At 68.8% G+C, this 23,163-nt stretch carries 16 protein-coding genes; 8 read left to right on the plus strand and 8 right to left on the minus strand.

All coding sequences use genetic code 11. The features are described from left to right. Positions 1–24 precede the first annotated feature (24 nt). A complete protein-coding gene (locus NJ1_RS20885) occupies positions 25–837 on the minus strand; it encodes a serine hydrolase domain-containing protein (RefSeq protein WP_067696992.1) in 813 nt (270 codons plus the stop codon). A gap of 180 nt (positions 838–1,017) precedes the next feature. After that, positions 1,018–2,457 carry an amino acid permease gene (locus tag NJ1_RS20890; protein ID WP_067696994.1) on the minus strand — a complete coding sequence of 480 codons (1,440 nt, stop codon included), beginning with the start codon at positions 2,455–2,457 and terminating at the stop codon, positions 1,018–1,020. A 563-nt stretch (positions 2,458–3,020) separates the two neighbouring features. On the opposite strand from NJ1_RS20890, the gene NJ1_RS20895 reads away from it, so the two are divergent. Further along, a complete protein-coding gene (locus NJ1_RS20895) occupies positions 3,021–4,211 on the plus strand; it encodes a serine hydrolase domain-containing protein (RefSeq protein ID WP_067696997.1) in 1,191 nt (396 codons plus the stop codon). Positions 4,212–4,341: 130 nt separating this feature from the next. On the opposite strand, the gene NJ1_RS20900 is transcribed toward NJ1_RS20895, so the two are convergent. Then, a complete protein-coding gene (locus NJ1_RS20900) occupies positions 4,342–4,920 on the minus strand; it encodes a DinB family protein (protein WP_067696999.1) in 579 nt (192 codons plus the stop codon). 78 nt (positions 4,921–4,998) lie between these two features. Then, the gene (locus NJ1_RS20905; RefSeq protein WP_084478576.1) at positions 4,999–6,063 is read right to left on the minus strand and encodes a phosphotransferase family protein; all 1,065 of its coding nucleotides are present in this window, start codon (positions 6,061–6,063) and stop codon (positions 4,999–5,001) included. A 115-nt stretch (positions 6,064–6,178) separates the two neighbouring features. On the opposite strand from NJ1_RS20905, the gene pabB reads away from it, so the two are divergent. After that, complete coding sequence (pabB, locus tag NJ1_RS20910; protein ID WP_067697003.1) at positions 6,179–8,644, plus strand: aminodeoxychorismate synthase component I; 2,466 nt, start codon at positions 6,179–6,181, stop codon at positions 8,642–8,644. Positions 8,645–8,772: 128 nt separating this feature from the next. Here pabB and NJ1_RS20915 read toward each other — a convergent pair whose 3' ends face one another. Continuing rightward, positions 8,773–9,306 (minus strand): hypothetical protein, encoded by a 534-nt coding sequence (locus NJ1_RS20915; RefSeq protein ID WP_084478577.1) that lies wholly within the window; start codon positions 9,304–9,306, stop codon positions 8,773–8,775. A 322-nt stretch (positions 9,307–9,628) separates the two neighbouring features. On the opposite strand from NJ1_RS20915, the gene NJ1_RS20920 reads away from it, so the two are divergent. Both NJ1_RS20920 and NJ1_RS20925 read left to right on the plus strand, forming a co-directional pair. After that, complete coding sequence (locus NJ1_RS20920) at positions 9,629–11,269, plus strand: TerD family protein (protein ID WP_067697005.1); 1,641 nt, start codon at positions 9,629–9,631, stop codon at positions 11,267–11,269. Positions 11,270–11,406: 137 nt separating this feature from the next. Further along, positions 11,407–12,189, plus strand: coding sequence for an SDR family oxidoreductase (locus NJ1_RS20925; protein WP_067697007.1), 783 nt, complete (start codon positions 11,407–11,409; stop codon positions 12,187–12,189). Between the two features lie 36 nt (positions 12,190–12,225). Here the strand turns inward: NJ1_RS20925 and NJ1_RS20930 are convergent, their stop codons facing one another. Continuing rightward, positions 12,226–13,020 (minus strand): hypothetical protein, encoded by a 795-nt coding sequence (locus NJ1_RS20930; protein ID WP_157574118.1) that lies wholly within the window; start codon positions 13,018–13,020, stop codon positions 12,226–12,228. Positions 13,021–13,175: 155 nt separating this feature from the next. On the opposite strand from NJ1_RS20930, the gene NJ1_RS20935 reads away from it, so the two are divergent. The 3 genes from NJ1_RS20935 (at position 13,176) to NJ1_RS20945 (ending at position 16,512) form a co-directional block, all read left to right on the plus strand. Then, entirely contained in the window at positions 13,176–14,414 is a 1,239-nt protein-coding gene (locus NJ1_RS20935) for an MFS transporter (RefSeq protein ID WP_067697179.1), read from the plus strand. Positions 14,415–14,417: 3 nt separating this feature from the next. After that, a complete protein-coding gene (locus NJ1_RS20940) occupies positions 14,418–14,786 on the plus strand; it encodes an ArsR/SmtB family transcription factor (RefSeq protein WP_067697011.1) in 369 nt (122 codons plus the stop codon). A 115-nt stretch (positions 14,787–14,901) separates the two neighbouring features. Then, on the plus strand, positions 14,902–16,512 hold the full coding sequence (locus tag NJ1_RS20945; protein ID WP_067697013.1) for a flavin-containing monooxygenase: 1,611 nt from the start codon (positions 14,902–14,904) through the stop codon (positions 16,510–16,512). A 318-nt stretch (positions 16,513–16,830) separates the two neighbouring features. Here the strand turns inward: NJ1_RS20945 and NJ1_RS20950 are convergent, their stop codons facing one another. Further along, entirely contained in the window at positions 16,831–17,835 is a 1,005-nt protein-coding gene (locus NJ1_RS20950; RefSeq protein WP_067697015.1) for an alpha/beta hydrolase, read from the minus strand. Positions 17,836–18,218: 383 nt separating this feature from the next. Here NJ1_RS20950 and NJ1_RS20955 point away from each other — a divergent pair, with 383 nt between their 5' ends. After that, entirely contained in the window at positions 18,219–19,601 is a 1,383-nt protein-coding gene (locus tag NJ1_RS20955; RefSeq protein WP_067697017.1) for a serine hydrolase domain-containing protein, read from the plus strand. A 197-nt stretch (positions 19,602–19,798) separates the two neighbouring features. Here NJ1_RS20955 and NJ1_RS20960 read toward each other — a convergent pair whose 3' ends face one another. Beyond that, positions 19,799–23,041 (minus strand): AfsR/SARP family transcriptional regulator, encoded by a 3,243-nt coding sequence (locus tag NJ1_RS20960; RefSeq protein ID WP_067697019.1) that lies wholly within the window; start codon positions 23,039–23,041, stop codon positions 19,799–19,801. Positions 23,042–23,163: the final 122 nt, after the last annotated feature.

The raw sequence follows: 23,163 nt of genomic DNA on the forward strand, positions 1-23,163 counted from the left end.
GTTTCCACGGAAATACGGCGCGTACTAGCCAAACTCCGCGATCACGGCGTCGCTGAGCGCCGGCCACGCGATTCTGGCCCAATCTCCGAAATTTTCGTCCGCCAGCGACAGGCACGCCATACCCACCTCCGGGTCCACCCAGAGGAACGTCCCCGACTGCCCGAAGTGCCCGAACGTGCCCGGCGAATTCGAGCTGCCCGTCCAGTGCGGCAGTTTGTGATCGCGGATCTCGAATCCCAATCCCCAGTCATTGGGTCGCTGCGATCCGTAACCGGGGAGCACGCCGTTGCGATCCGGGAACTGCACTGTGGATGCCTCGGCGACCAGCTCCGAACTCAATACCGTCGGATTCAGCAATTCACCAGCGAACCGCAGGAGATCTGCGACAGAGGACTTACCCGCGTGCCCCGCCGGCCCCTCCAGCGTTGACGAATTCATCCCCAGCGGTTCGAACACCGCCTCGTGCAGATACCGCTCGAACGCGATCCCGCTCTGCGCGGCCACGAATTCGGCCAGCACTTCGAATCCGGCGCTCGAGTAGATTCGCCGCGCGCCGGGTTCGGCCAGCACCTCGGTGGTGTCGAAGGCCAGGCCGGAGGTGTGCGCCAGCAGATGCCGCACCGTCGACCCGGGCGGACCGGCGGGCTGATCGAGCTCGATCGCACCCTCCTGGACCGCGACCAGGACCGCGTACGCCACAAGGGGTTTGGTCACCGACGCGAGCTTGAACACGCGATCGAGGTCACCCTCGGTATCGACCACACCGCGGTCCCGGACCACGACTCCCCCGGCCGCATGTCGAACCGGCCACCGTTTGATCTGCTCCAGCGCTCGCACACCTCGAGCCTACGAGTCGATCCCGAGTCCCGCGTTCGGGGGCCACGGCGCGCCCGTCGACGACCTAGGTTCCGACCGGCCGAGCGCCATCGACCGTGACTCCCGAGTGCCGCCGACCCTGCCGATGTGCTCGCCCGCGCATTCCGAGCCCGAGGGTACGTTCGCCGCGGCGCGGTCGGGCTACGAATCCGAGTCCGGCGCACCACTTTCACCGGATGTCACACGGTTCAGCGCCGAGCGGCGACGCCCATACCCGAAATAGACCACCAGCCCGACCGCCGACCACAGCGCGAACGCCAGCCAGGTGACACCGGGCAGATGAGCCAGCAGGTACACACACATTCCGACGCCCAGCACCGGCACCAGCGGCACCAGCGTCCGGAAGGTGCGCGGCAGATCGGGTTTGGTCCGGCGCAGCACCAGCACGCCGACATTCACCAGCCCGAACGACACCAGCGTGCCGATATTGGTGGCGTTCACCAGTTCTCCGAGCGGGATCAGCGCCGAGAGCACCGCCACCACGCCGCCGACCACGAGGATATTGGTGGTCGGCACCTGCTTGGCGCCCACGCGCGAGAGCACCCTCGGCATCAGCCCGTCCCGGGACATGGACACCAGGATTCGGGTCTGCCCGTACAGCACGGTCAGCACCACCGACGCGATCGCGACCACCGCTCCGGCGGCGAGAATGGTTGCGGGCCAACTCTTTCCGGTCACCTGCTCCAGCACGGTCGCCAGTGACGCCCCGGACCCGCCGACGCCGTCGATTCCGGACGCGCCGACCGCGGTCAGGGCGACGAGCACGTACATCAGGGTGACGATGCCGAGCGAGATGATGATGGCGCGGGGCAGATCCCGCTGCGGGTTCCGGGCCTCCTCACCGGCGGTGGACGCCGCGTCGAAGCCGATGAACGAGAAGAACACCATCGACGCCGCCGAGGTGATGCCCGCGACCCCGGCCGGCGCGAACGGATGCAGATTGCCCGAATCGAACGCGGTGACCGCCACGATCACGAAGAACACCAGCACCGCGATCTTGATCATGGTGGTGATCGTGGTGACCCGCGCGCTCTCGCGCACGCCTTCCAGCAGCACCGCCGTGGCGATCAGAACCACCACCGCCGCAGGCAGATTGACGACTCCGCCCTCGCTGGGCGCCGAGGACAGCGCATCCGGGATCCGCCAGCCGACCGTCGAGCCGAGGAATTCGTTCAGGTACGCACCCCATCCCACCGCGACCGCCGCGACGGAGACCCCGTACTCCAGCAGCAGGCACCATCCGCACACCCAGGCGACGATCTCGCCGAGCGTGGCATAGGTATAGGAGTAGGCCGATCCGGACACCGGCACCGCGCCCGCGAGCTCCGCGTACGAGAGCGCCGAGAACAACGCGGCCAGCGCCGCGACCACGAACGAGATGACCACGGCCGGACCCGCCAGCGGCGCGGCCTCGCCCAGCACCACGAAGATCCCGGTGCCCAGCGTCGCGCCGACCGACAGCGCGATCAGCGACACCAGCCCCATGCTCCGCCGCAGCGCGGTGTGTTCACCGTCCGCGGCGATCTGTTCGACGGGTTTGGTTCGCAGCAACGAACCGGTAATCCGAGCTAGTCCAGGCACGTCCGGCCACGCTACCTGGTTTCGAGTCGCCGACAGGCCAAGGGGTCTCGTGTCGAAAACCTCATAGCCCCAAGTCAGCTACCTGGCCGCACGCCGGACCGGACCATCGATCACCGGGGATCCGACGGTTCGCGTGATCGGCTGAGCGGCACCGTCTCACCGGGCCGAAAGTCATCCCGGCAACAACGAGCGCACCTCGATACTCCGGCCACCGTGCCGCACTGCCGATGCGATGGCACGATCATCGCCTCGCCGCCTCGCCACCGACCGGTCATGGCAATTCCGCTCTGTTCGGCGTCTCCGCAAGTCGGCCGTGGCGTACTCGACCTCCGGGCAGGTTTGTCGCGCGGCATGCGTGCGGGCCGCGTCGTCGTACCGCTTCCGGACTCACAGCCCGGTCCGATGTCGTTGTTGTAGCCGGGCAGTCCGTCGGTGCTCGTTCCCACTCGGCATCGATGGCATGCACCCGGGATCAGTCGCTGAGCCCTCCCGATGTGGAAGTGGGCGATTTTGGCGGATTGGGGCGATCGCCGGGATCGGGGCCGCGGTTACGATCGGGCACTATGAGCGAGCGGGTGACGGTCCACGGTGAGGTGGACAGCGGGTTCGGTCCGGTAGCCGACGCATTCCGGCGGAACTTCGCCGAGCACGGCGAGATCGGCGCCGCGGTCTCCGTCTACGCCGGGGACAAGCCGGTGGTCGACCTGTGGGCCGGGCACCGCGATCGCACGCGCACCAAGTCGTGGGAGCGCGACACCATGGCCCCGGTGTGGTCCTCCACCAAGGGCATGGCCGCGTTCGTGGTGGCGTCCGCGGTCTCACGGGGCCTGCTGGACTACGAGGCCCCGGTCGCGAAGTACTGGCCCGAATTCGCCGCCAACGGCAAGGACTCGATCACCGTCCGGCAGCTGCTGGACCATCAGGCGGGGCTGGCGGCCCTGGACCGCACGGTCCGGCTCACCGATATGACCGACCCGGATGCCCTCGCGGTCGTGCTGGCCGCGCAGAAACCGTTGTGGAAGCCGGGAACTCGGCACGGCTATCACCCGATCACCGCAGGGCTGTATCAGGGCGAGTTGATCCGCCGCGTCGATCCGGCGCACCGCACGCTGGGCCGGGTGTTCGCCGAGGACTTCGCCGCGCCGCTGAGGCTCGACTTCTACATCGGCCTGCCGGAGGACGTGTCGATGGATCGCGTCGCCACGCTGTCCGCGACGCAGGGCCTGGATGTGCTGCGCTACGAGCGGGATCTGCCGCTGCGCATCGGTGTTCAGCTGTACGCCAAGCGCGGGCTCTCCTTCCGTGCCCTGAACAGTCCGCAGGTCGGCGCGCCCGCACGGGGCGCGCGACGGGAATTCCTGTCGGTGGAGAGCCCGGCCGCCGGTGGTGTGGGCACGGCCCGCTCGCTGGCACGGGTGTACGGCGCGGCCGCGGGCGGCACCGGTGAGCTGCCGATCGATCCGGATCTGCTGGCCCGCTTGGCATCCGCGAAGGTCGCCGACGACGTGCCCGCGGAGGACCTGGTGCTGCTGACGCCCAGCCGATACCACCTCGGCTTCCGCAAATCGCGCGGCAGCTTCCGATTCGGCAGCGATTCGCGCGCCTACGGCACCACCGGCTACGGCGGCTCCTTCGGATTCGCCGATCCCACAACGGGTCTCGGCTTCGGCTACAACATGAACCGGCTCGGCATGGCGGTCCTGGACGACGTGCGCTCCCGCAATCTGCGCAACGCCCTGCTGCGCTGCGGCTGATCCCCGCCGCGCGTGAACGCGACTGCGGCAGAGTAGGACCGACGACCTTCGCGTCGACGACAGTTCACGCGACGAAGCGGGCACTTCGCGGATGCAGGCGAGACCGCGCCGGTGTCCACCGGCGCCGAAGCTAGCCGCGCTCCACGTCGTGCACGTGATGGACGAGGTCGTGGGCGAAGTACTTGGCCAGGGTCTCGACCGTGAACCGCGAACCGTTGCTGCGGCGCGCGATCAGCCCGAGCTCGGCCGGTGGAACGGATTCGAAAGCGCGAGCGGCGGTTTCGGCGACGGAGGTCAGCTGCTCGGCGACCGCCTCCGGCCGCTGCGCGCGATAGTTCTCCGCCACGGCGGTGATGTCCTGATCCCAATCGGCGAACATCGGAACGCCCGCCTCGACGATGACGTCGGGGTCGTAGCCGCCGATCACCGGGCCCGGCCGCGCGGAGGCGGTGCGGGCGATGTCGAGGCGGTGCTCGAAGATTCGGCACACATCCCGCACGTGGGCGGCGTATTCGAGGTCGGACCAGGTCGAATCGTCCGGGCGCACACCGGCATCCGGGCGGTCGAGCACAGCGTTCAGGCGGGCGGCGCTGTCGCGGATCATGCCCGGGACCGCCGCGTAGGCGGTGGTCCCGGGGTCGAATCCGCAGTCGGGGCAGGCGCGTTCGAGGACCCAGGTCCAGTCCTTGGCATCGGGAACGATCGGCATGACCGATAACCTATCGTGGCAGTAAAGTTTCGGCCACCAATATCCCGCCACGCCGCATCGAGATCGCGACAGATTCGCTCACTCCGCGATGCGCCGCGCCTTCTCGAACAGTTCGAGGGTGATCGCGTGCAGGAAGTCACCGACCTGCTTGGGCGCCTTGCCCGCACACGCGCGCGCGTACGTGCCCTCCAGCACGATGCCGAGCTTGAAGCAGGCGAGCACCGTGTACCACGGCACATTGCCGAGATCGCGATCGGAGAACTTGCCGTAGTGGGCCACCATCTCCTCGACGGTCGGCAGCCCGCCGACCGCGCCGAGACTGCCGATCAGCGCGGCGCCGGTGGTGCCGGGCTCGGGGCGGGTCGCGATCTGCCAGCCCAGGTCCAGCAGCGGGTCACCGATCGTGGACATCTCCCAGTCGACCAGCGCCACCACCTGCGGACCGTCGTAGGAGAACATGATGTTCGCGAGGTGGCAATCCCCGTGCAAGATGCCGGGCTTCCACTCGCTGGGCCGATTGCGATCGAGCCAGTCCCCGACCGCCTCGACGCCGGGGATCTGCGGTCCGGTGTAGCCCTCGTTGGCGCTGTAGGACTCGAGTTCCTTGAGCCAGCGCGGCACCTGACGCTCCAGGAAACCCTCGGGCTTGCCGTAGTCGGCCAGACCGAGCGCCTCGTGGTCCAGCGAGCCGAGCCGCGCGATGGCCTCGACCGCGGACAGGCCCATCTGCCGCCGGATCTCGGCATCGTTCGCGTGGAGTTCGGGCAGTTCGTTCTGCGGGTTGAACCCGTCGATGGGCTCCATCAGATAGAAGTACGCACCGATGAGCGATTCGTCCGCACCCGCGGCGATCACCCGGGGCGCGCGCACGCCGGTGCCGTCGAGCGCGCCGAGAATGCGGGATTCGCGGCGGATGACATTGTTGCTGGCGGCACGCAGGTGCTTGGGTCCGCGCCGCAGCACGTAGGCGCGGCCGCCGCGTTCGAAGCGCAGCATGATGTTCTGCGTTCCGCCGCCGAGCGGCCGCACCTTCTCGAACTCGCCGCCGGGCAAGCCCTGCTCATCCATCCATTTACCGACGATCTCGAAATCGACGACGTCACGATCCACTTCGACCGGCTGCGCTACAGACATGCTCCACATTGTGCCGTACGCCACCGGACAAACTGAAGGCATCCGCCAGCAGTAGTGGTGGCCGCCTCGTTCGCGCAGGTCGAAGCACGGTGAGCCGGGAGTGCTGGCGTAAAGTTCGCGCCAAATGCGCACGCTGTTGATCGACAACTACGACTCGTTCACCTACAACCTGTATCAGCTGATCAGTGAGGTGAACGGGGTAGAGCCCGTCGTGATCCGCAACGACGAGGTGCGGGATCCGGCGGACCTGGATCTGGACGCGTTCGACAATGTCGTGATCTCTCCGGGCCCCGGACGACCGGACGTCATGCGAGATTTCGGCGTCTCCGCCGCCGTGATCGCGCACTCCCGACTGCCGTTGCTCGGGGTATGCCTGGGCCACCAGGGAATCGTGCTGGCCGCCGGAGGCGTGGTGGGCGCCGCTCCCGAGGCGCGGCACGGCTACCCGGATCGAATCACCCACGACGGGCGGGATCTGTTCGCCGGACTGCCACAGGATTTCACCGCGGTGCGCTATCACTCGCTCAGCGCGACGCTGCCCCTGCCGGAGGCGCTCGAGGTCACCGCGACCGCCCCCGACGGCGTGGTCATGGGCGTGCGCCATCGCACGCGGCCGCAGTGGGGCGTGCAGTTCCACCCGGAATCCATTGCGAGCGAACACGGCTCGACCCTGCTGCGGAACTTCCGCGACCTGACCGCCGAGTTCGCGCCGACGAGACGCGCCGCGCGCCGCCACGACGGCCACGACGGCCACGACGGCCACGACGAAAATCCACCGCGCGCTGCCGATACCGCGAACGTCCCTGATCCGACACCGGCGCGAACGGACCAGGTCATGACGGGTCGCGGCCCTGAAGTGTCGAATTCGGAAGCCTGCCCGGAGAGTCAGCGAGCATTATCGCCCGATACCGGACCGGACAGACCAGCATCGATCGGTTCCGACCATGAGCGGATCACCGAGGACGGAGATGCAGCGTCGAATTCAGCCGCTGACAGCCAGCATCGGCGGGCGCCGTCGCCCGACATCGATGTGGGCGCAGCGGCATCGACCGGCCGCGACCGAGCCACCGGCCCCGATGTAGAAGCGGCTCATACGGTGTCGATCGGTGTGACCGGCGCGGGGATGCCTGCCGAGATCCGCTACACGGTCGAGCACACGGTGGTGGAGCGGGCGGTGGACGCGGAGGAGGTGTTCCTGCGGTTGTACCGGGACTCACCGACCGCGTTCTGGCTCGACAGCGAGCACGTGGAACCGGGCCTGGATCGGTTCTCGTTCCTCGGGGACGCGTCCGGGCCGCTGGCCGAAACAGTCCGGTATCGCGTGGGTTCGGGCAGCGTCGAGGTGGAATCGGCAGCCGGTGCGCGATCGGTTCCGGGTGGGGTGCTCGAGTATCTATCCGGGGAGCTACGCCGCCGAAGAATCGAATTCCCGGATGTGCCTTTCGATTTCGTGGGCGGGTACGTCGGCTATCTCGGTTACGAGATGAAGGCCGACTGCGGCGCGGCGGTCACCCATCGCGCACCCACTCCGGACGCGCAGTGGATCTTCGCCGATCGCCTGATCGTGGTCGATCACGAGGCGGGCCGCACCCACCTCATGTCCCTGGCCGAGACAGATCCGAATTCCCTTCGGGCCGCGAAGGTTTGGCTGTCCGCGACGCGGGCTCTCGTGGACACGGTGCCCACCTGGGAGAACCCGCCGCCGCTGGAATTGCGCACCGACGAGCGCACCGTGGCCCCGCTGCTGACCCGTGGCCGCGACCGCTATCTCGCCGATGTGCGGGCCAGCCAGGATCAACTGCACGCGGGCGAATCCTACGAAATCTGCATCACCGACAGCGCGTATCTCCCCGCCGCGAGCGACGGTCTGGACGTCTATCGCACGCTGCGCCGCTGCAACCCGGCCCCGTACGCGGCCTTCCTGCGGTTCACCGACCTGGAGGTGGCCTGCTCCTCCCCCGAGCGGTTCCTCAAGCTCGACCGCGCGCGCACGGTGGAGAGCAAGCCGATCAAGGGCACCGCGCCGCGCGGCCGCACCCCGATCGAGGACGAGCGGCTGGCGTCGGAGTTGGCGCGCAGCCCCAAGACTCGCGCCGAGAACCTGATGATCGTCGACCTGCTGCGCAACGATCTGGGCCGGGTCTGCGAGATCGGGACAGTCCACGTTCCCGAACTCATGGCCGTGGAGACCTACACCACGCTGCACCAGCTGGTCTCCACCGTGCGCGGCACCCTCCGCCCCGAACTCGACGTGATCGACTGCCTCCGAGCCTGTTTCCCGGGTGGCTCGATGACGGGTGCGCCCAAGCTCCGCAGCATGGAGATCATCGACACCCTGGAAACCGAAGCCCGGGGCATCTATTCGGGCGCCATCGGCTTCCTGGGCCTCGGCGGCACCGCCGACCTCAATATCGTCATCCGCACCGCGGTCCGGCACGAGAACCGCTGGCGCATAGGCGCGGGCGGTGCGGTCGTGCTGGACTCCGATCCCGACGAGGAGTACCAGGAAATGGTGTGGAAGGCCGCCGCCACCCTGCGCGCGCTCCCCGGCCTGGCCGTGCCGGAAACGGCCCCGCTGCCCTCTGCGTGACTCGCGAGGGCTTCCGGGTTGCTCGCGCTCCGCGATTACTCGTCGGCGGGCAACGCAGGGCGAGCGCTCCGCGGCGAGCGTGAAGGATCCGCCCCGCCGCATGCGGTCCCTGATCGCCTGTGCCGGAACTATTTCCGACGGCCGCGAGTGGGTTTCGGTGCGGGCTCCGGCGCGGGAGGCGTCTGGTCGCGCCCGGTGAGACGGCCCAGCAGGGAGACGCCGGGGAGCTTCTCCAGACGGCCGAAGAGTTCCTCGGCCATGGTGGTCGCGGATTCGAGCCGGGTCAGCAGGCGGTCGTAGGCGACGAAGGCGGGTTCGGCGAGAGCGAGGGTGCGGTCCAGGCGGTCGATGGTGGAGTTGAGGCGTTCGACGGCGCTGGTGAGGTTCTCGATGAGGTCCGGGAGCTGGGCGGCGAGCTGGATGGAGGCCGGTGGCAGCCGGACCGCGGTGTCGAAGGCGGTGCTCGCGGTGAACTGTGCCGAATCCAGGGCCTGTCCGGCCACGTTCTGGGCCGAGCCCAGCGCCACTCCGGCGGCGGTCTGGGCGGCGTCGACGGCGGCCTGTGCGGCGGCGAGGATATCGCCGGCGGTGGGGACGCGCGGCGGTTGTGCCTTCGCGCGCGGGGTGGTGGGCTTGCGCTCGGGACCCTTCGGAGTGGTCATACGTCCACTGTGCCGCAGCGGCTGCCTCGCGCAAGTCGAACAGCGGTCCCGCCATGCCGATTCGGAATCGAACCGAGTCCTGCCACAGGCCGAATCTCGCACACGGTGTGCGCCCGAGCGGATCTGTCGCCGACGCGGCCAGTCCGGCCCGGGCCTGATGGTCGCCGGGTCCCGGTCGCGCGCACCGCACCGGGTCACCGCTCGGGCGAGCTCACCGATCCGGCCGACGCCGACGTACGCGGGCCGGTCGGATCCGTGATCGGACCGGGTGGTTTCGCAGGTGGTAAAGGGTGTCGGAGCCGCGTGGCATAGTTCGATCACGATGAAACTCACCAAGGGTGGCCATGCGCCGGTTCCGACATCGCTTCTGACGGTTGTCCTTTCGTGGCAGTCCGACGACGCGGTGGACGCGCATGCGCTGCTGCTGTCGGAATCGGGGCGGGTGCGCTCGGACCGGGATTTCGTGTTCTTCAACGCGCCCCGGCATGTGTCGCAGGCGGTGACGCTGGATCAGGAGCCCGCGCCGGGCACCGCGCGGTTGTCGGTCTCGCTGCCGCGCACCGAATCCGAGGTGTCACGGATCGTCATCACCGGATCGGTGGACGGCGGCGCGTTCACGGACGTCCCCGGGCTGGTGCTGACGGTGTTCGACGACAATCGCCCCGTCGCGTGGTTCGAGGTCGCCGACTCGGACTCTGTGCAGGCCATGATGTTCGGCGAGTTCTACCGCCGCGACGGGCAGTGGCGGTTCCGCGCGGTCGCCCAGGGCTGGGCGAGCGGGCTGGCGGGGATCGTCACGGAATTCGGCGTCCAGGTGGACGAGCCGGGCCGCGGTCGAGGAGCCCCGGACGGGTCCTCGCTCGAACGTCGCACGCCCGCGGCCCCGCCGGTGTTGCCGCCGAATCCCGAGCGGGCCGACTGGCATCCGGATCCGCGGCATCCCGGCGCACTGCGCTGGTGGGACGGTTCGGAGTGGACCGATTCCACCCGCGCGGCACCCTCGGCCGATGCCCGGCACTGCCCGCGCTGCGGCCGCCCGCGACGCTGGCGGGTGTTCGGCCGCCCCGCGCCGTGCCGGGAGTGTTCGGAGCAGATCGAGGAATACCTGCGCGGCTGGCGCGGTCGCGCCGAGCGGGTGTTGCGTACGGTCGGACCGCGCGGCCCCGATTGGGACATGCTCTGGACCGCCCTGCGGTTCCAGCGCATCGATCGGGCCGCCGGGCTGGAGGTGCTGCGACCGGTCGCGCACGACCACGTCGAGCGCGCGGTGGCCTTCTCCTTCGCCGACGGCATCGTCGAGCAAACGGAGATGGACGCGTTCGACCACGCGGTCGCGGAGCTGGCGCTGACCGGCCCGCTCATCGAGGATCTGCGTCGCCGAATGCAGCGCGGCCGCATGCTGACTCGGCTGCGATCCGGTGAGCTGCCGGTCATGCGGGCACCGGGCCTGCACCTGGATCCGGAGGAGCAGGTGCACCTGGATGTGCGCGCGATCCATATCCGGCAGCTGGCGCGCGGCCCCAAGCTCACCGAGGGCCGACTCATCTGCAGCAACAAGAAGCTGCGCTTCACCGGCGTGGATACCGGCACGGAAATGCCCTGGGCCCGAGTGATTTCGGTGACCTCGGAGAGTGGACGTGTCGCGGTGGCCGCGACCTCGGCGCGCGGTGGCGCGATATTCGAGGTGGCCGATCCGGATCAGGTGGCGGCCGCGATGGAGGGCGCGCTGCGGGTGGCCAAACGCCTGGCCCTGGTCCCCGGTCGCCGCGACACCCGCACCATCCCGCAGGAGGTCAAGGCCCAGGTCTGGCTGCGCGACGGCGGCAAATGCGTCGAATGCGGCGACAGTCACTATCTGGAATTCGACCATGTCATCCCGATCAGCAGGGGCGGTGCGACCAGCGCCGCGAACCTGCAGATCCTGTGCCGCGGTTGCAATCGCGAGAAGGGCGCGCGCATCTGAGCGCTCGCATCCAACCGGATCGACGCGCGCTCGAACCCCGAATGTGGCCCATCCGACGTCATGCGATGAATCATGTTGAACGCCGGAGGTTGCGGTTCTAGCGTCCGAGGGAAGGTTCTTCGGGGAAGGGATTCGAGATGCGGGTAGCGGTTTTGGGCGGGACGGGGACGCTCGGATCACCGGTGGTGCGGGATCTGGCCGCACGCGGGCACGAGGTGCGGGTGCTGACGCGCACCGCACCGGCGAACCCGGTGCCCCGAACACGGCACCACGCCGTCGATCTGACCACGGGCGCGGGACTGGACGAGGCGCTGGCGGGCGTGGACACGGTGGTGGATGCCGCCAATCACATCGGAGTCCGCAGCACGAAAGTACTGGTGGAGGGTGTTCGGTCGCTGCTGGCCGCCGAGGAGCGCGCGGGCGTGGGACACCACGTGGAGATCTCGATCGTCGGCTGCGACGAGGTGCCGTTCAGCTACTACCGCAGCAAGGTGGCCCAGGAGCAGGTGGTCACCGGCGGCCCGATTCCGTGGACTCTGTTGCGCGCCACCCAGTTCCACGAGCTGGTCGATCAACTCTTCACCGTCGCAGCGAAATTCGGTGTCGAGCCGCACGGTTCACTGCGTGTGCAGCCGGTCGATGTGGTGGCGGTCGCCGCCCGGCTGGCCGATGCGGCGGAGGCCGGTCCGGCCGGCCGGATCCGCGAGGTCGGTGGCCCCGCGGTCCAGACCCTGACCGAGCTTGCCGCGGCGCGGCGCGAGGTGCTCGGTACGAGGCGGCTGCCGTTCCCCGTGCCCCCACTCGGACGCATGGCCCGACGGGTGCGCGACGGTGCGCTCTGCCTCGGCAACGATGGCGAGGCACTGTCGTTCGACTACGCCGAGTGGTTGCGCCGACGGGGTGCGAAGCCGGGTTCCTGACCCGATTCCGTCGTCACCGACCCGCGCGGAGGGTTCTCAGCGCGAGACGCGCACGACGGCGGGTTCGGCACAGAATCGCTCGGTGGCCTGATCGAGGCTCAATCCGGTGCGGCTCAATCCGCCGGAATCCACGACGCTGCAACGGCTTCCGGCGACCTTGCCGTGCCCGTCGTCGAGCAGCCGGACCTCGGCGGTGACCACCGGCTCCAGCGTGTCCGAGACGAACTGCCAGAACTGGACATCCCAGACCGCGTATCCGTCACGCGCGGTGACGATGGTGTATCCGTCCGCCGAGGTGTCGATTCCGATCCCGGACAGTTCGCCCGCGCGCTGGAACTCTGTCGCGTCCCCGCTGGCGTGATGCACGGCGTAGCGGGTGTTCGCGGTGGCCAGATACACCGGGACGATCAGCTCGTCGCGGCCGTCGCCGTCGAGGTCGCGCAGTCGCGGTTCCCCAGGCGACCAGACGTGCTGCTCCTGGATGGTCTGCACGGTGGAGCCGGACGGGTCGAGCACGGTCACGGCGGTGACCGCGTGTTCGCCGCTGCCGCTGTGCCGCACCTCGAACGAGAGTCCCGCCGAATCACGCGAACGCAGCATGCAGTCGGGAGAGGTTGCCGCAGAAGCGATATCGCCGCACGGCGGTAGTTCCGATCGCGGCGTCTCGGAGGCGCTCGGCGGCATGGCCGTCCCGCTGCGGGTCGCGGCGGGCGGCAGCGTGATGCCCTGCGGTGCGCCCGGCGCCGGCTGCGCCGCCCCGTGCTGTGCGCAGCCGGCCAGCACGACGGCCGAGCACATCATCAGATAGCGCATTGCGGAACTCCTCCCCATGAGGGCGAGAATAGCGGCGAATCGCCCCCGCACCGAACCAACGGGATCAATCGGGCCTCTCGGAGTTTCCGCCGTGACCGGGAGGTGAGGTGAGCACCAGCGCTTATCCGACATCAAGTGCACAATTGCGCACATATAGTCCTATAGTGGCGGGCGTGATCGATGTACTGCGGCACGGCCGATTCCGGAAGTTGTTCACCGCCCAGGTCGTCGCCCTCGTCGGCACGGGCCTGCTCACCGTCGCCCTCGGCCTGCTCGCCTACGACCTCGCGGGCGGCCGAGCGGGAATCGTGCTCGGCACCGCGCTGGCGATCAAGATGGTGGCGTATGTCGTTGTGGCGCCGATTGTTTCGGCACTCACCGAACGTCTCCCCCGGCGTGCCCTGCTGGTGTCCGCCGACGCCGTGCGCGCCGCCATCGCACTCATGCTCCCCTTCGTGACGCACACCTGGCAGGTCTACGTCCTGATCGCCCTGCTGCAATCCGCCTCCGCCACCTTCACCCCGGCTTTCCAGTCCCTGATCCCGTCGATCCTCGAGGACGAGCGGGACTACACCCGGGGTCTGTCGCTCTCGCGCCTGGCCTACGACCTGGAGTCGCTGCTCAGCCCGATACTGGCCGCGGCGTTGCTCACCGTGATCGGCTACCACCTGCTGTTCATCGGCACCGCACTGGGTTTCGTGGCCTCGGCCGCCCTGGTGGTCACCACCCGGCTCCCCCGGCCCGCCGCACCCGAGCGCTCCGATCCACTGCCCCTGCGAATCACGCAGGGTGCGCGATTCATGCTCCGGCAGCCGGTACTGCGCGGCCTGCTGGCCATGAATCTGGCTGTGGCAGCGGCGACTTCGCTCGTGATTGTCAACACTGTCGTGTACGTGCGCGACGGACTCGGCGGTCCGAACAGCGCGGTCGCACTCGCCCTGGGTTGCTACGGGTTCGGTTCCATGGCCGTGGCACTCGCGGCTCCGCGCCTGCTGGCCGTGGTCACCGATCGCGAACTCATGCTCACCGGCTGCCGCATCCTGCCCGTCGGATTGCTGCTCGCGGCCGTGATCCCGCTGCTCGTCCCGGTCTCGGGCGGGTTGCTGCTGGCGCTGACCTGGGTGTTGCTCGGCGCGGGCACGTCGATGATCAACACCCCGTCGGCGCGACTACTGCGCGCACACTCCGATTCCGCCACCCGCACAGCGGTCTTCACCGCACAGTTCTCGCTCTCGCACGCGTGCTTCCTGCTGACCTACCCCCTGGCCGGGGGCCTCGGCGCGCTGGCCGGCCTGCCGATCGCGGCGGCCACCCTCGCGGTCATCGCTACACTGGCTGCTACAACAGCCGTGCGCGTGTGGCCCGGGTCCGCACCGGCGGGCACCGAGGCGGTGGTCTCGGCGGGAAGGTGAGTCATGGCGAGCAAGAGCAATGCGAAGGCGTTGCGCACGCCCAGCCTGACGCACCCCACCACACCGGATCAGTCCCGCCTGGACGCGGCCACCGAAACCTTCCGCATGCTCTCGGATCCGACACGGCTGCACATTCTCTGGATCCTCACCGAGAACGAAGCCGATGTCACCGCGCTGACCGAAGCCTGCGGCGCATCGCGGACCGCGGTCAGTCAGCATCTGGCCAAGTTGCGCTTCACCGGTCTGGTGGACACCCGCCGTGACGGACGGCGAATCATCTACCGCATTCGCGACGGTCACCTCGCCCGCCTGGTTCGCGAGGGCCTCAATCACGCCGATCACCTGGTGACGGGCGAGCCCGCGCACGAGTGACCCGCGTTCGAGGTTCGGGCTCCTGGTCAGTGGGACGAGCTCTCGCGACCTCCCGCATGTCGTTCGACACTATGCCTAATCGAAATAGTGTCAGACGAAGGTGGAGAGGTCGCGCATGCATCCCAGCGCCGAACAGGGCAGTCCATACGATGTGATCATCATCGGCGCCGGGTTCGCCGGGCTCTACGGCGTGCATCAGGCCGCGCGCGCCGGTCTGAACGTGCTGGGCCTGGAGGCCGGTGCGGATGTCGGCGGCACCTGGTTCTGGAATCGGTATCCGGGCGCGCGCTGCGATGTGGAGAGCGTCGACTACTCCTATTCCTTCGACGAGGACCTGCAGCAGAGCTGGACCTGGACCGAGCGTTTCGCGGCACAGCCGGAGATCCTCGCGTACCTGAACCATGTGGCCGACCGCTTCTCCCTGCGCGAGCGCTACCGATTCGAGCAGCGGGTCGGCGCGGCCCGATTCGACGACGCGAGCTGCCTCTGGACGCTGCGCACCGAGACCGGCGCGGAATATCGCTCCCGCTTCGTGGTTTTCGCCACCGGCTGCCTGTCCGCGCCGATCAAGCCGAACATCCCCGGTGTGGAAACCTTTGCGGGCGAGGAGATCTTCACCGCGCAGTGGCCCGAGGAGGGCGCCTGCCTCGAAGGCAAGCGGGTGGGCGTGATCGGCACCGGCTCCTCCGGGATCCAGGTCTCCCCCATCATCGCGCGACAGGCCGAGGCGCTCACCGTGTTTCAGCGCTCGCCCAACTTCAGCGTCCCCATCCCGAACCGGCCGTGGACCGAGCAGGAGCAGACCCAGATCCGCGCCACCTACCGGCAGCGTCGCGAAAAGTCCTACTACGCACCGGCGGCCACCCCGCACGCGAGCATCCAGACCAAGGCCCTTGACCTGACCGCGCAGGAGCGCGAGGAGGCCATGCAGGACCGCTGGAGTCAGGGCGGCGTGCTGTTCAACAAGGTGTTCCCCGACCAGAACAGCGACCTGACCGCCAACGAACTGGTGCGTGATTTCGCGGTCGCGAAGATTCGCGCGAAGGTCGAGAACCAGTCCGTCGCAGACGATCTCATCCCCACCGATCACCCGATCGGCACCAAGCGAATCTGCACCGACTCCGGCTACTACGAGATGTTCAACCGCCCGAACGTCGCACTGGTGAACCTGCGCCGCGAACCGATCCTGGAGATCACGCCGACCGGCGCGCGCACCGGCGAGCGGTTCATCGAGCTCGACACCCTGGTCTACGCAACCGGTTTCGACGCCATGACCGGCTCACTGCTGCGCATCGACATCCGCGGGTCCAACGATGCCCGGCTGGGCGAGGTGTGGGCCGACGGCCCGGTCACCTACCTGGGCTTCGGCATTCCCGGATTCCCGAACATGTTCAGCATCAACAGCGTCGGCACGCCGTCGGTGATGGCGAACATGGCGCTGCACTCGGAGCAGCAGCTCGACTGGGTGCTCGCGCTGATCGCACACAGCCGCGCGGGGAACATCGCGCGCGTCGAGGCGCGGGAAGAGGCCGCGGTCAAGTGGACCGATCATCTGATGGAGGTCGCCGAGGGCACGCTGTTCGTGAAGGCGAACTCCTGGTACATGGGCGCGAACGTCGAGGGCAAGAAGCGGGTGTTCATGCCGTACATCGGCGGTTTCGGCAATTACCGCCGGTTCTGCGACGAGGAACGCGACAACGGGTATCCGAGCTTCGAACTCGGCTGAGCCCGCTCCCGCCGTGAACCAGGCGAGCCCGCTCCCGATCGGGAGCGGGCTCGTCCGGCATCACAGGTTCTGCGTCACAGGATGCAGGCGCTGCTGCCCAGCTGGCAGATCAACTGCGACAGCCATTGCAGCGGGGTGGTCGGGATGCTGACGGGGGTGATCACGGGGGTCATCGGTACTCCTGTTTCTCGGTGTTCTGCCCACGATCATCGCCACACCGTGCTCGTGAGGATCGGCGGGCACGATTCTCGCGGACATCCGGCACACCCGAGGGGTTTCGGACCGGTTGGTTCCAGGTGGGTGTTCCGGACGGAGTCGTCAGGCGGGCAGGCCCAGACCGGCCGCCAGGACCGGCCAGGACTGCTTCAGATCGTCCTCCCAGTAACCCCAGGAATGGGTTCCGGTGGGCTGGAAGCTGAAGGTGGCCGGAATGCCGAGCCGGCCGAGCTCGCCCTGCAGATTGTGGGTGCAGTAGTTGGTCGCGGCCTCGAGCGCACCGCCGACGGTGACCTGATTGGCCAGTCCGCCCACACCGGGCAGCGCGTGCTCACCGTCGAGGGTGTCCCACTGGCCGGGCAGCCCGGATCCGCTGGAGATGAACAGGTTGAGCCCGCGCAGTTGGTCGGCGTGCACGTAGGGGTCGTTCTCGGCCCACATGGGATCGCCCTGGGGACCGTACATGTTCTCGGTCTTGCCGCCGCCGGCGCTGACCACCAGGTTGACCGCGTTGTATCCGACCGGATCGCTGATCTGCGCGCAGCCGCTGTAGGCGGCCACCGACCGGTACAGGCCCGGTGCGGCGATGGGCAGCTGCAGCACGGAGGTGCCCGCCATGGAGAGTCCGGCGATCGCGTTGCGGCCGTCGGTGTTCAGCGCGCGATCGATCAGCGGAGGAAGTTCCTCGGTGAGGAAGGTCTTCCACTTGTTCACGCCCAGAACCGGATCCGGCTCACGCCAGTCGGTGTAGTAGCTGAACCCGCCGCCGACCGGCTGCACCACGTTGACGTTCTTGTCCGCGAGGAAGCCCAGTGCGTCGGTCTGCTTCTGCCAGGTCGCCGAATCCGTGCCGCCGCCCGCGCCGTTGAGCAGGTAGAGCACTGGCGTCGGCTGCGAGGTGTCGACCGCGCGCTGCACGTCGACCTCGATGTTCTTGCCCATGGCGGCCGAGTAGACCTGCAACTTCACCGTGCGTGCGTCCACGGCCTCGCTGGAGGCGATCCGGGAACCGTCCGCGGAGGTTCCGGCCGGAGCTGGCGCGGGGCCCGATACGGCGTGGGCGGTGCCCGCGGCAATCGGTAGCAGAACAGTTGCGGACAGCGCCATCACGGCGGCGCCCCAGGTCTTCGTCGAACGCACGCCGGGTTCTCCTTCGGCAGGTTGAATTATTCGCCACTAGTCAGTCGCTAAACCTGCCCGATCCCACTGAGTGTTAGCTGGCTCGAAGCTGAGTAACCACTGAGAGCACCGGCCCCGACCTGGTGAGAGCCCCGGCTCCGGCCACCGTGACCTCGATCACCACATCCGCCCGAACGTCCCACACGAGCGCGGTCCGCGGGCTTGCTGACCACCTCCCCGAGCCCGCCGACAGCACCTGCCCGCGGGCTGTCGGTCAGCTGTCGGTGCGCTGTCAGCGCACATCGGCACAGTGATGTTCATCGAAAGCACCGGCCGCACGGGCCGGGCACGACTAGGCGAAAGGTAGTGCGATGTCGGATATCACGCGCTCCGAGAACACTCTGTCGACGTTCATCGAAGCCGCCGCCACCGACTTCGGAATCCCCGGGGTCGCGGTCGGAATCTTCGTGAACGGCCGGGAGATCTTCGCAAGCCACGGCGTCACCAGCATCGAGAATCCGCTGCCGGTCGATGAGAACACGCTCTTCGCAATCGGCTCGATCAGCAAGCCCACCACGGCGACCGCGCTGATGCGGCTGGTCGCCGAGGGCGCGATCGACATCGAGGCCCCGGTCCGGCGCTATGTGCCGGAGTTGAACCTGCCCGAGGAGCGCGCCGCCGCCGAGATCACCGTGAAGCAGCTGCTCAACCACACGGCCGGGTTGGACTGGAACCTCATCAACAACACGGGCGAGGGGGATGACGCGCTGGCCGAGTTCGTGGCGAGTCTGGCCGAGATCCCGCTGATCGGCGAGCCCGGCGGGCGATCCTCCTACAGTCAGGCGGGCTTCAATCTGCTCGGCCGGGTGATCGAGAACGTCACCGGGCTCGGTTTCGAGGAGGCCGTCGCCACCCTGGTGCTCGAACCGATCGGACTGCCGAGCACCTTCTACTTCCGCGACGACATCATGACTCGGCGATTCGCCGCCGGGCACGAGCGCGAGGAGACCGGCGAACTGTCGGTGTCACGAATCTGGAAGGGTACCCGCGCGAACAACCCCGGCGGCGGGCTCGCCTCGACGGTGACGGACCAATTGCGTTTCGCCCGTTACCATCTCGGCGACGGACGGACCGCGAACGGCGTGCCTCTGCTGCCCGCCGAGACCCTGCTGTCGATGCGGGAGCCGACCGTCGAACTGCGCGCCAGCCTGCTCGGGGACGCCCACGGCCTGTGCTGGTTCCTGCGGGACATCGACGGGGTGCGGACCTTCGGCCACGGCGGCTCGGGCTTCGGCCAGTTCGGCGAGATGCTCGTTGTGCCGGAACATGATTGCGCGATCGTCGTGTTGTCCAATGCCAGTCCCGACAGCATCCTGTGCAACCAGGTCATCGTGCGCTGGGTGCTGGAGAACTACCTCGGCGTGCTCGACAAGGATCCACAACCACTGCCCTACAACGATTCCCAGGTCCGCGAGATCCTCGGCGACTACGCGAACGAGGCCATGACCATGACCGTCACCACCGACGGCGCGACCCTGCACCTGGAATGCCTGATCAAGCCCGAGATCCGCGAGGCCGCGGGGGCGGAGATGCCCCAGGATCACCCGCCTTTCGAGTTCGGCCTGCTCCCCGGCGACGAATACATCATCACCAAGGGCTCTTTCCAGGGTCAGCGCGGCTTCTTCAGCCGTGACGAGTCCGGGACCATCACCGGGGCAGACCTCGGCGGCCGACTGTTCCCCCGCGTCTCCTGACAGTTCCCGGCTGGACAGGTCGGCTCGGACCGGCGTCCGGCGGAGGTTGCCGCGAGCAGCGCCGATCAGTCCGACGAACCCGGCCGCCGGAGACATCGCCGAACTCCGCCGCTCGGCGGGTGACACGGGGCCGGGAGCGCCCCGCATGGTTGTGGGAGTGCCCACGGCCGGGTGGGTCCGGGTCGCGGACACGGAACTCACGGCCGATCCGAAGTCTCCGGCGAAAGTCGTTGCAGCGCGACCGGTCTGGGTACGCGTGCGCCCCGGCCGTAGGCGTCGAGGAAAGCGCTCTCACCCAACTGCTCCTTCAGGGCGGCGGTGAGCGCGCGAAGTTCGGGGTCGCCGTGGTCGAATACGCCCCGGATGACTTCGCTCGTCCCGAGACCGGTCGCCGCGTCGACCGGTTCGCCCTCCAGGAACCGGAGTTTCGCCAGCAGTTGGGCGGATCGGGCGACCGCCTGGGCGACGGTGGCGGGGTCGCCGTGCAACAGGGAGCCCGCGATCACCAGCGGGAGCAGCTTTCTGGCAGCGGGGGCATCGGCGGCGGTGAGGCGGTTGGCCAGGCGGGCGACGATGATGCGGTCGGCGGCCATCCGTTCGGGATAGGGAAGACTCCCGATGCGCTGTTCGACCCGGTCGAGGTCACGGTCGGCGAGAGTGACATCGCCGCGACGCCGATGGAGTTCGGCGGAGTCGAAGAGGACGGCCGCGGCCAGGCGGGGGAAGCCACGTTCGGTCGCGAGGCGTCGTGCCGCGTCGATATCGCGTTCCGCGCCGAGCAGATCTCCCGCTCGCATGCGTTCGGTGGCGAGTTCGGTGCGGGCGGCGAAGATGTCGTCCTCCGTGCCGAGTTCCGACGCGACGGCGACGGCACGACTGAAGCAGGCCAGCGCCCGATCGTGATCGCCGCGCAGCGAGTGATCGCGGCCGACGGCAAGCAGAGCGACGCCGAGACCCCAACGGTCGCCGACTGTTTCGAAGCCCCGCAGCGCTTCACCTCTGGCCTCGGCGCCGGCGGGCTGCTCCCCACGACCCGTCAGCGCGAAGTCGCGGGCGAGATGGGCGCTGGCACGCACCCAGGGATCCGGCCAGCTCAGGGCGAGTTCGAGCTGTCGCTCCGCGAGGTCGGCGGCTTCGGCCCGCGTGGCCACCAGCGCGGTCCACAGTGGAACCGCCGGATGGAAATCCAGGCCACCTGCGCGGGTGCACTCTTCAATCAGGGCGGGCGCGGCTCCGGGTTGGACAGTGAACGATCCGGCCATCAGCTCGATGACCCGCAACGCGGCACGCGCTTCGGGCCGCAATGCCGTGCCGAGGCGGAGCACATCCCGCAGTGATGTCTCGAACTGCGTGCTCATTCCGCGAATTCCCCAGTACCAGAACAGGGCTCGCACCCAGCGCGTGGACACCTCGGGGCTCGGGTCGGTCAGCGCCGTTCGAAGGGCGGCGGCCATGTTCGCGTGCTCGGCGTCGAAGAGCGCGATCGCCTCCAGTTGCGCGCCGGTGCGCAGCGCGGGCTCGTTCGCCTCGGCCAGCGCGAGGAAGTACTCGCCGTAGCGGTCCGCGAAGTCCTCCCCGGATCGGACGAGTTGCTCGGCCGCATACGCGCGAATCGTCTCCAGCATGCGGTAGCGGGGCTGTTCGTCCGCTCGCGCCGCTTCGCTCGTGCTCGGCGCGTCGTCCCGGGATCCGGCGTCGTCGCTCACATCGCGACCGGCCGCCGAATACGGCGCGACGCTGGAGGATTCGACGATCGACTTCTCCACGAGGGAGCCCAGGACGTACAGCACGTCGCGAGCGGGGAGCGTCTCGTCGGCGCAGGTCGCTTCGAGCGCCGCGATGGTCGCACCACCGGGGAACATGGAAAGCCTTCGGGCGAGCGCTCTTTCGGGCTCCTCCAGGAGATCCCAGCTCCATTCGACCAGCGCGTGCAACGTACGCTGGCGCGGCAGCGCGGTGCGACTGCCGGTGCTCAGCAGGCGGAATCGATCGTCGAGGCGCTGGGCGATGTGATCGACGCTCATCGAGCGCAGTTTGGCCGCGGCCAGCTCCAGCGCCAGCGGCATTCCGTCGAGGCGGCGGCAGATTTCGAGGATCGGCCCGAGGGTGTGTGCGTTCGAGGTGAAGCCCGGGCGCGCGGCGGCCGCACGATCGACGAACAGGCGGACCGACGACGCTCGTTCCGCCGCAGCGGGTTCGGTGGATTCGGACGGCACCGCGAGTGGCCCGAGGTGCCACAGCGTCTCGCCCGTGACGGCCAGGGGTTCTCGGCTGGTGGCGAGAATCCGCAGCTGCGGCAGTCGGGTCAGCAGATCCTCCGCGAGCGTCGCGGCGGCGTCGAGGAGGTGTTCGCAATTGTCCAGGATCAGCACTGCCGCACCGACATCCAGCAGCTCGGACAGGCGCGCGGTCTTGTCGGCACGTGACTCGCCCGCGGTGGCGTCCAGTGCGCCGGCGACCGCGTCGGCGAGCTGATCGGGTGCGCCGATCTCGGCCAGTGGCACGAAGAACACCGGACCGGGGCGCTGCGCGCTCATCGCCTCGATCGACAGCCGTGTCTTGCCCGCGCCTCCGGGACCGACGATGGTGACCAGGCGGGCGGCGGCGACCAGCCGCGCCAGCCCCTCCAGGTCCGCCTCGCGCCCGATGAAGCTGGTCAGCCGGGCGGGCAGGATGCTGCCGATGGGTTCCCTTGCGACAGTGCGTGTTTCCAGCTCGCCGCGCAGCAGTGCCAGGTGGGTCTCCCGCAGCTCCGCCGAGGGATCGATACCCAGATCGTCGTCCAGGCGGGCCCGCACGTCCTCGTACACGGCCAGCGCGTCGGATTGGCGTCCCGCCGCCGCGAGTGCCCGCATCCGCAGTGCGGCCAGTCGCTCGCGCAGCGGATGTTCGGTTCCGGCGGCATCCAGATCGGCCAGTATCGTCGCGTGACGGCCGAGCCGGAGTTCTGCCTCGAACCGGTCCTCCGCGACAGCCGCCCGCAGATCCTCGAGCCGAACCGCGACCGTTCGCGCATACGGGGCATCCAGAACGTCGCACAGCGCTGCGCCGCGCCACAACCCGAGCGCTTCGGACAGCACGGACGCGGCCGATTCGGCGTGCCCCTGCGCCAACTCGCGCCGCCCGCGCGTGGCGAGTGCCTCGAACCGTTCGGCATCGACGATCACCTCGGAGAGGCGATAGCCGCCCGCGACCAGTTCCACGGTTCCCGCCTCGCGCAGAGCTCGGCGCAGTCTCGACACCAGCGCCTGCAGCGCACCCGCCGCCTCCGTGGGCGGGTCCTCACCCCACAGGCCGTCGATGAGCGCCGCCACCGGCACCGATCCGCCGGCCTCGAGTGCCAGCCGGGCAGCGAGCATGCGCACCCTGACTCCGCCGATCTCCACCGGCGTCCCGTCTTCCGCGTGGACTTCGATCGGCCCCAGCACACCTACCCGCACGTCCCGAGTCTGTCAGAGCAGGAACCCGGCTCTCACCGAGCGTCGCCGCCATACCCGGCCGCTCTCGCAGCAGTCGCTCGCTGTGCGGGGTGCGTGGCAGCGCGCGGCGCGCGCTGGCCTGT

This window comes from Nocardia jejuensis NBRC 103114 (genome assembly GCF_001613145.1).
Lineage (GTDB): Bacteria > Actinomycetota > Actinomycetes > Mycobacteriales > Mycobacteriaceae > Nocardia > Nocardia jejuensis.